This window comes from Derxia gummosa DSM 723 (assembly GCF_000482785.1).
GTDB classification, from domain to species: domain Bacteria; phylum Pseudomonadota; class Gammaproteobacteria; order Burkholderiales; family Burkholderiaceae_E; genus Derxia; species Derxia gummosa.
The window spans coordinates 866145-879325 of record NZ_AXWS01000008.1 but is presented as its reverse complement, the minus strand read 5'-3'; the positions used below and the strand labels follow the sequence as shown (position 1 = coordinate 879325).

At 67.9% G+C, this 13181-nt stretch carries 13 protein-coding genes and 1 pseudogene; 11 read left to right on the top strand and 3 right to left on the bottom strand.

Going from position 1 to position 13181, the window contains the following annotated elements; translation table 11 throughout:
- Positions 1 to 3: 3 nt before the first annotated feature.
- From H566_RS0109980 to ygfZ, 3 genes are read right to left on the bottom strand one after another with little or no spacing between them, the layout of a single operon-like run.
- Positions 4 to 855, bottom strand: coding sequence for an NRDE family protein (locus tag H566_RS0109980; protein WP_028311339.1), 852 nt, complete (start codon positions 853 to 855; stop codon positions 4 to 6).
- 16 nt (positions 856 to 871) lie between these two features.
- Positions 872 to 1177, bottom strand: a complete 306-nt coding sequence (locus H566_RS0109975; RefSeq protein ID WP_028311338.1) for a DUF4936 family protein — start codon at positions 1175 to 1177, stop codon at positions 872 to 874.
- A 13-nt stretch (positions 1178 to 1190) separates the two neighbouring features.
- Positions 1191 to 2147 (bottom strand): CAF17-like 4Fe-4S cluster assembly/insertion protein YgfZ, encoded by a 957-nt coding sequence (gene ygfZ / locus H566_RS24140; RefSeq protein ID WP_051378487.1) that lies wholly within the window; start codon positions 2145 to 2147, stop codon positions 1191 to 1193.
- Between the two features lie 89 nt (positions 2148 to 2236).
- Here ygfZ and mltG point away from each other — a divergent pair, with 89 nt between their 5' ends.
- The 11 genes and pseudogenes from mltG to dapE all read left to right on the top strand — a co-directional run bounded on the left by mltG (position 2237) and on the right by dapE (position 13175).
- Complete coding sequence (mltG, locus tag H566_RS0109965) at positions 2237 to 3262, top strand: endolytic transglycosylase MltG (RefSeq protein WP_051378485.1); 1026 nt, start codon at positions 2237 to 2239, stop codon at positions 3260 to 3262.
- Positions 3259 to 3894: pseudogene (gene tmk / locus H566_RS24135) on the top strand (dTMP kinase); the annotation flags it as partial. The gene mltG and the pseudogene tmk, both read left to right, overlap by 4 nt.
- A 116-nt stretch (positions 3895 to 4010) precedes the next feature.
- Positions 4011 to 5108 (top strand): DNA polymerase III subunit delta', encoded by a 1098-nt coding sequence (gene holB, locus H566_RS0109955; protein ID WP_034411026.1) that lies wholly within the window; start codon positions 4011 to 4013, stop codon positions 5106 to 5108.
- Positions 5109 to 5200: 92 nt separating this feature from the next.
- On the top strand, positions 5201 to 5557 hold the full coding sequence (locus H566_RS0109950) for a PilZ domain-containing protein (RefSeq protein ID WP_028311335.1): 357 nt from the start codon (positions 5201 to 5203) through the stop codon (positions 5555 to 5557).
- Between the two features lie 3 nt (positions 5558 to 5560).
- Entirely contained in the window at positions 5561 to 6091 is a 531-nt protein-coding gene (locus H566_RS0109945) for a GNAT family N-acetyltransferase (protein WP_028311334.1), read from the top strand.
- 4 nt (positions 6092 to 6095) lie between these two features.
- On the top strand, positions 6096 to 6887 hold the full coding sequence (locus tag H566_RS0109940) for a TatD family hydrolase (RefSeq protein WP_028311333.1): 792 nt from the start codon (positions 6096 to 6098) through the stop codon (positions 6885 to 6887).
- 58 nt (positions 6888 to 6945) lie between these two features.
- Positions 6946 to 9570 carry a putative bifunctional diguanylate cyclase/phosphodiesterase gene (locus H566_RS27415; RefSeq protein ID WP_156924360.1) on the top strand — a complete coding sequence of 875 codons (2625 nt, stop codon included), beginning with the start codon at positions 6946 to 6948 and terminating at the stop codon, positions 9568 to 9570.
- 70 nt (positions 9571 to 9640) lie between these two features.
- The gene (dapD, locus tag H566_RS0109930; RefSeq protein ID WP_028311332.1) at positions 9641 to 10483 is read left to right on the top strand and encodes a 2,3,4,5-tetrahydropyridine-2,6-dicarboxylate N-succinyltransferase; all 843 of its coding nucleotides are present in this window, start codon (positions 9641 to 9643) and stop codon (positions 10481 to 10483) included.
- 48 nt (positions 10484 to 10531) lie between these two features.
- Positions 10532 to 11674 carry a PilT/PilU family type 4a pilus ATPase gene (locus H566_RS0109925; RefSeq protein ID WP_028311331.1) on the top strand — a complete coding sequence of 381 codons (1143 nt, stop codon included), beginning with the start codon at positions 10532 to 10534 and terminating at the stop codon, positions 11672 to 11674.
- A 4-nt stretch (positions 11675 to 11678) separates the two neighbouring features.
- Positions 11679 to 12029 carry an arsenate reductase gene (locus H566_RS0109920; protein WP_028311330.1) on the top strand — a complete coding sequence of 117 codons (351 nt, stop codon included), beginning with the start codon at positions 11679 to 11681 and terminating at the stop codon, positions 12027 to 12029.
- Between the two features lie 9 nt (positions 12030 to 12038).
- Positions 12039 to 13175 (top strand): succinyl-diaminopimelate desuccinylase, encoded by a 1137-nt coding sequence (gene dapE / locus H566_RS0109915; protein ID WP_028311329.1) that lies wholly within the window; start codon positions 12039 to 12041, stop codon positions 13173 to 13175.
- Positions 13176 to 13181 lie beyond the last annotated feature (6 nt).

The window sequence follows — 13181 nt, the reverse complement described above, 5'->3', positions numbered from 1 at the left end:
AGTTCAGCCCGCCGAACCGCGCTCGTCGGCGCGGCGGCCGGCCGCCGCGACCGGTGCCCCCACCTCAAGCTGCCGTTCCTGGAATACGCCGGGCCCCAGATCCGGCAGAAAGCTGCGCTCGATGTAGTCGATACGCCCGCTCGCGCCGATGTCGAGCACCTGGCTGCTGCGGGTGCCGTAGTCGTCGCTCCGGATGAACACCGATGACAGAAGCCGCTCGCGCGCGAGCGTCACGCCGGTGCGCGGCAACTCGTCATCGGGTGCCTGCCGGTCATCGCCGAGCAGCCTGAACAGTACCGTCCGTTCGCTGCTCGCCGCGAGCGCATACAGCATCGAACCCACGGCGTTGCGCACCTTCGGCCAGGGTGTGTCGAGAAGGGCATTCGACAGCCCGTAGAGTCCGGCCTTGAGTCGCAGCGGCGCCTGGCCCGAGCGGTTGGAATGCCACCAGAGCTGCGGGTCCGGGCCGAGTGTGCTGCCCACGAGCAGGTTGAAGCCGTTGTAGCGCCGAGAACGGGATTGCACGTCGAGCAGGTACTCGGCCGGTGGCAGGTCGCTCGCGAGAAATTCGGATACCAGCCGCCCGCGCGAGCTCGCGCTCGGATTCACGTCCCTCGGGGCACGGTAATTGGTAAGAGCGGCGAAGCGGCCACCGCGAGTCACGCCCATCCAGGTTCCGGGCAGGCCGTCTTCGCTGCGCGCGCCGTCGTCAATGCCGCCGAGAATGTGCTCGCGCCCGGGCCAGAACTGGAGCGGACGGGTATCGCGGTGATGAAACTCGTCGCGGTTTGCCGCGACCAGCAGGCGGTGACCATGACGCGCGTCTGGGCGCCAGTCGAAAACGATGAGACACATGACGGCGCTCCCGGAGTCAGGCTGAGGGTAGGCCGTCCCACGGCTCGAAGGGGATGAAGATTTCGACATGCCGGTCACCGTCCAGGCAGTCGGGCAGGTCGGGAAGGCAGGCCAGCGCGTTGGCGACGGCGTCCGGCGTGTCGGCGCAGTCGTAGCACTCCATCCAGGTGCTGGCGCGGGCCGGATCGGCGCGGTGCTGAAGGCGGGGTGCTGCCGCCAGCAGGGTACGGACGGCATCGAAGCGGGCTGCGGCCAGCTGCCGCGCTTCGGCTTCACGACCGGCGCGCACCCGGTAATAGACGTAGAGGTGAGCGCCGGCCATGGTGGTTGAGGTGTCAGGCTGCCTGTTGTTCGGACGGCAGCTTGTACGGCAGTTCGAGCCGCACGAGCGTCTTGCCCGCAACGGTGATCGGGGCTTCGATTGCGCCGACCGTGGTCTCGATCAGCACATCGAGCCCGCCGACGAGGTTGGGCGCAGCTTCGACCACAACGCCCACCGGATCGGCCGCGCCTTCCTGCTCGACCGGCGCGCCCGCAGCGATGCCCTCGGCCAACTCGCCGCGCATCAGGAAGCTGCGGCGGCGCAGCTTGCCCAGGTACTGGCTGCGCGCGACGACTTCCTGACCGGGATAGCAGCCCTTCTTGAAGTTGACGCCGCCGACCAGTTCGAAGTTGATCATCTGCGGCACGAAGGCTTCCTGCGTGGGCTGGGTGACGCGCGCGATGCCGGCGTCGATGTCGCTCAGGCGCCAGACATCGGCGCTGATGGCCTCGGCCTCCACGGCCACCTCGCCACTCACGATGAAGCGCGCGCGACCGAGCGCATCGGCCAGCCGCACGACCGTGCCGCCAGCGGCGATGCCGTAGGGCGCGGCGGGCCAGTCGGCCGGCACGTCGGCGAGCAGATAGCCGACCAGCGGCGTGGTCGCCGTCACGTCCTCGATCTTGACCTTCGAGCGCAACACGAACATCGACAGCCGCTTGACGAAGGCCGGCACGAGTTCGCGCGCCATTGCCAGACGCCATTCGCGCTGGCCGTCCGTCTCGAACGACCACTGGATGAAGGTCGCGAGCAGGCGACCCTTGTTGGTGCAATAGCCGTTGAGCGCGGCGACGCCGGTCTGCTTGACGACTTCATTGGTGAACTGCGTCTGCAGGAAGGCGGACGCGTCGGCGCCCGTGACCTTCACCACGCCGAGATGCTCCAGCGCGGCGCGCAGTGGGCGGCGGGCGTACGTCGCTTCGAATTCGGCGGCAGGGTTCTGCACATCGGCGGTCGCAGGCTGGCTCATGGCGGGGCTCGTTTGGTGGGGTTGGGAGAAGGGTTAAGGGAAAAATCTATCATAGGGGACCATGTTGCGAATCACTCCCATTTGACTCGATGGTCGCCCCTCGCTCCCGTCGCCACAAGGCCCGCGCAAGGGCCTTTTTCGTTGCCGTCGTCGCGCTGCTCGTGCTCGGCGGCCTGGCTTGGGTTTTCACGCCGATCAATGATGATCCGAAGCCGCGCCGGCTCGACATCGCCGCTGGCCAGGGCCTGCGCGGCGTCGCGGCAGGCGTCGAGCAGGCGACCGGCGCCAATGCCTGGGCCTTCGCCGCGCTCGCCAAGCTGTCGGGCAACGCGCCCCGGCTCAAGGCCGGCAGCTACGACATCGAGGTCGGCAGCTCGCCGTGGACGCTGCTGCGCAAGCTCGCGCGCGGCGAGGTCGCGCAGGCGCAGATCACCATCGTCGAGGGCTGGACGCTGCGCCAGTTGCGCGAGCTGCTCGCACGCAGCAATGACGTGCTGCACGACAGCGCCGGCCTGACCGACCGTGAACTCATCGAGGCCATCGGCGCGCGCGGCCTGCCTGGCCTGCCGGACGCGCCCGCCGGTGCCGAGGGCCTGTTCCTGCCCGAGACCTACCGCTTCCCGCGCATGTCGGGCGAAGTGGCGGTGCTGCGCATGGCGCACGAACTGCTGCGCAAGCGTCTGGCCGAGGCCTGGGCCGCGCGGGCGCCCGAAGTGGTGGTCGGCACGCCCTACGAGGCGCTCATCCTCGCCAGTCTGGTCGAGAAGGAAACCGGCTTGGCCGCCGATCGCGGCCGGGTTGCGGCGGTGTTCAACAACCGCCTGCGCATCGGCATGCCCCTCCAGACCGATCCGAGCGTGATCTACGGCCTCGGCGACGCCTTCGATGGCAACCTGCGCAAGCGCGACCTGCTCGCCGACACGCCCTACAACAGCTACACCCGCGCCGGCCTGCCGCCCACGCCGATCGCCCTCGTCGGCGTCGCCGCGCTCCATCCGGATGCCACGCGGGCGCTGTACTTCGTGTCGCGCGGCGACGGCAGCAGCGCCTTTTCCGAAACCCTCGAACAACATCAGCGCGCGGTCGATCGTTACCTGCGGCGCGGCAAGCCATGACTCTTTCCAGCCAGCCCGGACGCGGGCGTTTCATCACCTTCGAAGGCATCGACGGCGCCGGCAAGTCCACCCATCTCGCGCGCTTCGTCGAATTGCTGCGCGCCCGGCTCGGCGTGGCGGGGAAGGGCGTGGTGCTCACGCGCGAGCCCGGCGGCACGCCGCTCGGCGAGAAGCTGCGCGGACTGCTGCTGAACGAACCGATGCATGCCGACACCGAGGCGCTGCTGATGTTCGCCGCGCGGCGCGAGCATGTGGCGGCGCTGATCGAGCCGGCGCTCGCGCGCGGCGACTGGGTCGTGTCCGACCGCTTCGCCGACGCAACCTTCGCCTACCAGGGCGCGGGCCGCGGGCTGGACGTCTGCCGGCTCGGGCTGCTGGAGCGTTTCGCGCTCGATGGTTTCGCGCCCGATCTGACGCTGCTGTTCGACCTCGACCCGCGCGTCGCTGCCGAGCGCCGTGCCGCCGCGCGCGCCGCCGACCGCTTCGAGGCCGAGGACACGGCCTTCTTCGAACGGGTGCGCGCCGGCTACCAGGCCCGCGTCGCCGCCGCGCCGGAACGCTATCTCGTCATCGACGCGGCGCGCGCGCCAGCCGAGGTCGCGGCCGACATCGAGGCAGCGGTCGGACGACTGCCGGGTGTGGTCGATGCCGTGGCCGCCGGAGCACCCGCCGCCGTCGACGGGGCGGCGGCATTGCAAGCCATCGCCGGCGACAGGTCGCCGGAGGCCGCGTCCGCTTCCGTGCGCTCATGAGCGCCGCCATCCAGCACTGGCAGGCACCGGCCTTCGCCCGCCTGGCCGAACTGCGCGAGCGCGGCAACTGGCCGCATGCCTTGCTGCTGCACGGCAAGCCCGGCACCGGCCGGCGCGGCTTCGCTCAGGCAGTCGCCGCCGCGCTGCTGTGCGAGACGCCTGCCGCGCCGCTGCATGCCTGCGGCCAGTGCGTGTCCTGCCGGCTGATCGCCGCTGGCAGCCATCCCGACCTCAAGTTCTTCCGTTCGGCCTGGCTCGAACAGGCCGAGGGTGACGCCGAGGCAGCCGAAGCCAGCGACGACGGCGAGGGCGGCAAGCGCCTGTCGCGCGAGATCACCGTCGACACGATCCGACGCCTCGCCGATTTCGCCTCGCTCGCCTCGCATCGCGGTGGCCAGCGCGTCGCGCTGCTGTACCCGGCCGACGCGATGAACAACGTCGCCGCCAACACGCTCCTCAAGACGCTGGAGGAGCCGCCGCACGGCCTGCTGTTCGTGCTCGTGGCCGACACGCTCGACCGGTTGCTGCCGACGGTGCGCTCGCGCTGCCAGGCCGTCGCGCTGCCTGCGCCCGACGCGGCCGCGGCGGCCGGCTGGTGGTCGGCCAACGCAGCCGGTCATGATGCCGCGCTTCTCGCGCTCTGCGACAACGCGCCCTTCATCGCGCAGGCGCTCGCCCAGAGTCCGGCCGCCGCGACCGCGGTCCGACTGCAGGACGCGCTTGCCGAACCCGACCGGCTCGACATCCCCGGTCTGGCCCGCGCGATCGAGAACGACATCCGCAAGCTCGAGCGCGAGATGCCGCGTGGCGGGGCCGGATTCGCCGCCGACGCGGGCACCGTGATTGCTTGGCTCCAATCGTGGATGCATGACCTGGTTGCCCTCGGGGTGGCGGGGGGGCTGCGCTATCATCCGGCCCGCTCCGGGCAGCTCGCCCGGCTCGCGGCCCGGACGAGCCCGCATCGGGCACTCGACTACGTCCGCTGGCTGACCGAGGCAGCACGCCATGCCCGGCAGCCGCTCGGCATCGCGCTGTTCCTCGAAGACTGCCTCGGACGCTATGTCGCGCTCTTCCGCGAGGGCCGAAACCAGTAACCGAAATCCCAGTCCGGCCGGCAGAATCGGCCGGTCAACAGAACTGTGATCGCAACGGAGGACGAATGTCGAGCGAGGGGCCGAATACCGTGATGGCCGCGGACAAGACCGCTCGCCCAGCCGTCCTGGCGCTTTCGATCCGCGAGAAAGCCGCGCTCTACGCGGCCTACATGCCCTTTCTCGTGACAGGCGGCATCTTCGTGCCGACCACCAAGCCCTACAACCTCGGTGACGACGTCTATCTCCTCCTGACGCTGATGGACGATCCGACGCGCCTGCCCATCGCCGGTCGCGTCGCGTGGATCACGCCGGCCGACTCCCATGGCAATCGCACGCCGGGCGTCGGCGTCGCCTTTCCCGACGACGACACCGGCCGTGCCGCCCGCGAGCGCATCGAGACCTTGCTGGCCGGTGCGCTCAAATCCACGCGTCCCACCCACACGCTCTGACCGATGTTCCAACTCCGCCTCGCCGACCCAGCCGATCTGCCCGCGATCGTCGACATCTACAACTCGACCATCGCGTCCCGGCTGGTCACGGCGGATCTCGATCCGGTGTCGCTCGAATCCCGCTTCGCGTGGTTTCGCGCGCATCAGAAGCTGGAGCGGCCGCTGTGGGTCGCCAGTCCGCTGCCGGTCGAGGGTGAAGCCGAAGCCGGGCAGGGCGGTACCGCGCCCGTGCTGGGCTGGCTCAGCTTTTCCGACTTCTACGGCCGGCCGGCCTATGCCGGCACGGTCGAGGTCAGCGTGTATTGCCAGGAAGCCATGCGCGGGCGGGGCGTCGGCAGCTTCCTGCTCCAGGCCGCGATCGACTTCGCGCCGCGTGTCGGCGTCGAGAACCTCATCGGCTGCGTGTTCGGCCACAACGATCCGAGCCTGGGCCTGTTCGGCAAGTTCGGCTTCGAGCGCTGGGGCTCGCTGCCGCGCGTCGCGCGGCTCGACGGCGTCGAACGCGATCTCGTGATCGTCGGCCGGAGGGTCTGAGCCGATGTTCGTCGATTCGCACTGCCACCTCGACTTTCCCGAGCTGGCCGCCGACCTGCCGTCCGTGCTCGCGCGCATGGCCGAAGCCCGCGTGAGCCATGCGATGTGCATCAGCGTCAAGCTCGAGACCGTCGAGCGTGTGCTGGCCATCGCCGCGCAGGCACCGAACCTGTACGCGACGGTGGGCGTGCATCCCGATGATCCGTCGGTGCAGGAGCCGGACGAGGCCACGCTGATCGCGCTGGCCGCGCGCGAGAAGGTGGTCGCGATCGGCGAGACCGGCCTCGACTACCACTGGCACAGCAACGCCGAGCCGGGGGCGCTCGACTGGCAGCGCGAGCGCTTTCGCGTGCATATCCGCGCCGCGCGCGCCGTGAACAAGCCGCTTGTCATCCACACCCGCAAATCGGCGGAAGACACGTTGCGCATTCTCGAAGAGGAGCGCGCCGCGCCGGCCGATGGCGGGCCGGGCGGAATATTCCATTGCTTTACCGAGAATCGCGCAATTGCCGAACGTGCGCTCGATCTCGGATTCCACATTTCCTTTTCCGGAATCGTCACTTTCAAGACGGCTGCCGAATTGCGCGAAGTCGTGGCCTGGATGCCGCTCGACCGGATGCTGATCGAAACCGATTCGCCGTATCTGGCGCCGGTGCCTTATCGCGGGAAAACGAACGAGCCTTCGTATGTGCCGCATGTCGCAGCGGAAATCGCTCGGGTCAGGCAAATGCCGATAGAGGAAATCGCCCGGATAACCAGCGATAACTTCTTCCGTTTGATCGGCAATCAAGCGTAGTGCGTACGATGTATATTATGTCAAATCAAGGGCGGATTTCCGGTCGGATGGTGGCGAATTGAGTCTTCCCATCACTGCCGCCTCGCCTGCTGATTCGACAACGCTGGGCCAGCGTCTGACCGCTCTGCAATCGTCAACGCTCTGGTTCGAGTTTGCCGGCTACAGCCTGCTGGCAATGTTCGGCGCGGCGGTGCCGGGCTCGTCGATTCCGGTCAGCCTGCGGCTCCTTGCTCTCGCCAACTGCGTCGTGCTGGCGTTGACGGCCGTGGTGCCGGTACTGCGCTCGTCACGCAGCGGGGGCTGGCGCCCAGTCATCACCATCGGACGAAGCGTCGCGGGCTGCGTCACGATCTTCCTGCTGTCGGCCATGCTGCCGCAGCACGCCTGGCTCTGGGCCTGGACCACCATCTTCCTGCTCATCTACTCGCTCACGCTGCCACGCACGCTGGCGGTGGCGAACGCGGCGCTCTACGCGATCGCCTGGGTCGTCGGCGGGCGCATCGATTCGGGCGGCGTGATGATCGCCACGGTGCTGCTGTTGTTCATCGCGGCCGGCGCCGGCCAGTACGTGGGCCATCTCATCGGACGGGTCGAGCCGGGCGTGGCAATGCTCGATGTCGGGCGCTCCACCATCTTCACCGTGGCCGAACAAGGCGCCGAGCCCTCGCTCGTCGCCGACGTGGAATGGCGGGTGCTCTACGCCAACCGTCCCGCCGGCCAATGGCTGTCGGTCAGCGGCGGCGAACTGGTCGGGCGGCTCGTGAGCGACCTGATCGACCAAGGCGATCTCGGCGCCTTCGTGCGCGCGACCGAGCTGGCGGTAGCGGCCCCCCTCACCGCCCAGACCGCCACGGTGCGCATCGGTGCCGTGCCGTCGCGCCGGCGCCTGACCGACCTGCGCATCGTCAACCTGCTGCACGACCCGTCGGTCCGCGCCTTCGTCGTGCACTTCGTCGACGCGGAACCGGGGCGCATGGCAACGCTCGCGGTCGAGCGCGAGCGCGAGGTGCTGCGCACCGTGTTCGATGCGATTCCGCTGTCGCTCTACACCAAGGACCTGTCGGGCCGCTTCGTCTCCTCCAACCGCGCCAATCTCGAACGGCTCGCGCTGGCCAATCAGGACGATCTGCTCGGCAAGACCGCCGCCGAGCTGGTGCGCCCCGAGCTGGCGCGCCAGTGCGACGAGTACGAGCGGCTCGTGGCGGCGTCGGGGCGGGTTCAGTGCGAACCGCCCTTCACGGGACTGCTCGGCCCAGATGACCGCCGCTGGTTCGAGGTCACGCACGTGCCATTGCACGCTGCGGACGGCCCGGTCACCGGCCTGCTCGGCATCGTCACCGACGTGACCGAACGCAAGGAGTCCGAATCGAGGCTCGTGTTCCAAGCCGCGCACGACGCGCTCACCGGCCTGCCGAACCGCCGCAATCTGGTCGAACGGCTGCACGAGATGATCGACGAGGCGCGCGCCGGCAACACGCACCTCGCGCTCATCTTCTGCGACCTCGATTTCTTCAAGGCCATCAACGACATGCACGGTCATGAGCTGGGCGACCAGGTGCTGCGCTCGGTGGCGGCCAGCATCTCGGCCAGTCTTCGGCCGACCGACTGGATCGCGCGTTTCGGCGGCGACGAGTTCGTGATCGTCTGCCGCCCGATCCACACCGTCGACGAAGGCATGGCGATCGCCGAGCGCCTGCTCGACAGCGTCTCGCGCGAGATCCATGTGGGTGAACTCGCGCTCAAGGTCGATGCGAGTTTCGGCGTCGCCTTCCTGCGCCCGGAGCACAGCAAGGCCAGCGAACTGATCCGCGACGCGGACGCGGCGATGTATCTCGCCAAGGAAAAGGGGCGCCACCGCATCGCCGTGTTCGACGACGCGCTGCGCCAGCGCACCGTCGCCCGCTCCAAGATGGACCAGGCGCTGCGCTACGCGGTCGAGCGCAACGAGCTGTTCCTCATGTATCAGCCCAAGGTCTCGCTCCAGACCGGCAAGCTCTGCGGCTTCGAGGCGCTGATGCGCTGGCGCTCGGCCCAGGGGCTGATTTCGCCGGTCGAATTCATTCCGCTGGCCGAGGAATCGGGAACGATCATCCAGCTCGGCCATTGGGCATTGCGCGCCGCCTGCCGGCAATTGCGCCAATGGCAGAACGACTACCCTGCCCTCGACGATCTGACCGTCGCGGTCAATGTGTCGGTGCGGCAATTGTTCCAGGACGGATTCGTCGAGTCGGTCCAGGCCATCATCGACGAATTCGGCATCTATCCGAGCGCGCTCGAACTCGAGATCACCGAAAGCGCGGCAATGTCCAATCCGGCGCAGGCTGTGCGGCTGCTTTCGGATCTGAAGCGTTCCGGCGTGCGCATCGCGCTCGATGATTTCGGTACCGGCTATTCGTCGCTCGCGCACCTGCAGAAGCTGCCGATCGACGTGCTCAAGATCGATCGTGCCTTCGTGAATGGCCTCGGCGAGCGGCGCGAGAATGCCGAAATCGCCAAGCTGGTGATCGCGCTGGCCAAGACGCTCAATCTCGAAACCGTGGCCGAGGGCGTCGAAACCACCGACGACATGCGCGCCCTGCAAAAGCTGCAAGCCGATATCGCCCAGGGCTATCTGTTCTCACGCCCGATGAGCGTGAACGAGGCCGAGCAGCAATTGCGCATCGGATCGCCCTATCTGGTCTGACGGTTTCGCGGCGGAATGAAGCGGGCCGGGTTCTATAATCCGGCGCTTTCGTCATTACCGAATCCGCCAGATGACCACCGAACTCCAGAGCATCATCGAACAGGCGTGGGACAACCGCGCCGAACTCTCGCCCACCAGCGCTCCGGCGCCGATCGCCGAGGCGGTCGAACATGTGCTTGCCGAACTCGACAGCGGCAAGCTGCGCGTGGCCGAGAAGATCGATGGCGACTGGACGGTGCATCAGTGGATCAAGAAGGCGGTGCTGCTGTCCTTCCGCCTCGCCGACAACGCGCCGATGCCCTTCGCCGGTCTTGACGGCGCGCTGGCGCCGATCCAGTTCTACGACAAGGTTCCCACCAAGTTCGCCGGCTTCAGCGCGGCCGACTTCGCCGCCGCCGGCGTGCGCGTGGTGCCGCCCGCCGTCGCGCGCCGCGGCAGCTTCATCGCGAAGAACGTCGTGCTCATGCCGTCCTACGTGAACATCGGCGCCTATGTCGACAGCGGCACGATGGTCGATACCTGGGCCACGGTCGGTTCCTGCGCCCAGATCGGCAAGAACGTGCATCTGTCGGGCGGCGTCGGCATCGGCGGCGTGCTGGAACCGCTCCAGGCCAATCCGACGATCATCGAGGACAACTGCTTCATCGGCGCGCGTTCCGAAATCGTCGAGGGCGTCATCGTCGAGGAGAACTCGGTCATCTCGATGGGCGTGTACATCGGCCAGAGCACCAAGATCTACGACCGCGCCACCGGCGAGGTGTACTACGGCCGGGTGCCCTCGGGTTCGGTCGTGGTGCCGGGCTCCCTGCCCTCTGCCGACGGCAAGTACAGCCTGTACTGCGCGGTGATCGTGAAGCGGGTCGATGCGCAGACGCGCGCCAAGACCGGCATCAACGAACTGCTGCGCGACTGAGTTCTTCTTTCCTGATGCATTGATCGGCACTGATCGGAGGGCTTGCGCATGGCGATGGACCGGCTGCTTCAGCTGATGGCGGACAAGAAGGCGTCCGACCTCTATCTCTCGGCGGGCTCGCCGATCAACATCAAGATCGCCGGTTCGACCGTGCCGATCAATCAGCAGGTGATGGATCCGGAGAGCATCAGCGCTCTCCTCGCCGAAATCCTGCCCGAGGCGCGCATGCTCGAACTCGAGCAGCGCCGCGAGCTGAATGTCGGTATCCCGATCCGCGGGCTGGGCAGCTTCCGGCTGTCGGCCTTCCGCCAGCGTGGCTCGTACGCGGCGGTGATCCGCTTCATCCCGTTCGAGATACCAGCGCTCGAGACGCTCAACGTCCCGCTGGTGCTGGGCGAGCTGATCATGGAAAAGCGCGGCCTCATCCTCATGGTGGGCGCCACCGGCTCGGGCAAGACGACCTCGCTCGCGTCAATGATCGACTACCGCAACGAGAAGGTAGCCGGCCACATTCTCACGCTCGAAGACCCGATCGAATTCCTGTTCAAGAGCAAGAAGTCGGTGGTCAACCAGCGCGAGATCGGCAGCGATGCCGAGTCGTTGCAGACGGCGCTCAAGAACGCGCTGCGCCAGGCGCCCGACCTGATCATGATCGGCGAGATCCGCGACCGCGAAACCATGGCGGCCGCCCTCGCCTACGGTCAGGCCGGTCACCTCGTGCTGGCCACGCTGCATGCCAACAATGCCTATCACGCGCTCAACCGCGTGATCAGCTTCTATCCGATCGATGCCCGCAACGCGCTGCTCGCCGACATGGCGACCTGCGTGCGCGCGATCGTGTCGCAGCGCCTGCTCAAGGCGAAGGCCGGCGGCCGCGTGCCGGCCTGCGAGGTGCTGCTCAACACCCGCTACATCGCCGACCTGATCGAGCACGGCAAGGTGCACGAGATTCCGGACGCGATGCAGAACAGCCTCGCCCAGGGTTCGATCACCTTCGAGCAGAGCCTCTACAAGCTCATCCATGACGAGCTCGTCACGATGGACGAGGCGCTCGCCAATGCCGATTCGGCCACCAATCTGAGCTGGCTCATCAACAACCAGGGCCAGCTGCCCGGCGTTGCCGCCAAGCCCGATGTGCCGGAGGAAATCTCCTCGGGCCCGTCGTTCAAGGAATTCACGCTCGAAGTCTGACCGCATGGCCATCACCCTCCACGGCATCCCCAACTGTTCCACCGTCAAGAAGGCGCGTGCCTGGCTCGAGGCGCGTGGCGTCGACTACAGCTTCCGCGACTACAAGAAGACGCCTCCCACGCGCACCGAGATCGAGGGCTGGCTGGTTCACCTGACGACCGAAGCGCTGGTCAACCGCAAGGGGACGACCTGGCGCCAGCTCGACGAGGCCCAGCGCGAGGCTGCCGCCACGCGCGACGGCGCGATCGAATTGATGATTGCCAAGCCGTCGGTCATCAAGCGTCCGCTGGTCGAAGGCGCGGCCGAATGCCTGCTCGGCTTCGACGAAGCCGCGTATGCGCGCGTGTTCGGCTGAGGCGCGGTGATGTCCGCCACCTACGACCTCACGCTCGATTTCATCGCCCGCAACTCGGTCACGCCGGCCGACGCGGGTTGCCAGGAAGTCATCGCTCAACGCCTCGCGCCGCTTGGTTTCGTGTGCGAAACCATCGAGCGCGGCGGCATCGTCAACCTCTGGGCGCGACGTGGCACGACGGCCCCGTTGCTCGTCTTCGCCGGCCATACCGACGTGGTGCCGACCGGCCCGCTCGAACGCTGGACCAGCCCACCCTTCGCGCCGACCGTGCGCGACGGCAAGCTCTACGGGCGCGGCGCGGCGGACATGAAGACCTCGCTCGCCGGCTTCGTCGTCGCCATCGAGGAATTCGTCGCCGCGCATCCCGACCATGCCGGCTCGATCGCGCTGCTCATCACCGCCGACGAGGAAGGCCCGTCCATCGACGGCACGGTGGCCGTGGTGGACGCGCTCGAAGCGCGCGGCGAGACGCTCGACTACTGCATCGTCGGCGAGCCGACCTCGGTCGGCGCCCTCGGCGACATGATCAAGAACGGCCGGCGCGGCTCGCTGAGCGGCAAGCTCACGGTGCGCGGCGTGCAGGGTCATGTGGCCTACCCGCACCTCGTGCGCAACCCGGTGCACATGGTGTCGGCCGCCCTCGCCCGCCTCGTGGCCGAACGCTGGGACGAAGGCAACGAGTTCTTCCCGCCGACGAGCTTTCAGATCAGCAACATCCACGCGGGCACCGGCGCGACCAATGTCGTGCCCGGCGAATGCACGGTCGATTTCAACTTCCGCTTCAGCACCGAGAGCACGCCCGACGGCCTCAAGGCGCGGGTCGCGGCGATCCTGCGCGACTGCGGGATCGGTGATGACTGCTCCATCGCCTGGACCCTCGGCGGCTCGCCCTTCATCACCGGCCGTGGCGCGCTGTGCAACGCCATCACCGGCGCGATCAAGGCCGAGACCGGTCTCGACGCCGAGCTGTCCACCACCGGCGGCACCTCCGACGGCCGCTTCATCGCGCGCATCTGCCCCGAGGTCGTCGAATTCGGTCCGGTCAACGCGAGCATCCACAAGATCGACGAGCACGTCGAAGTCGCCGCGATCGAGCCGCTCAAGAACATCTACCGCCGCACGCTCGAAACGCTGCTGGCCCGCTGACCGTCC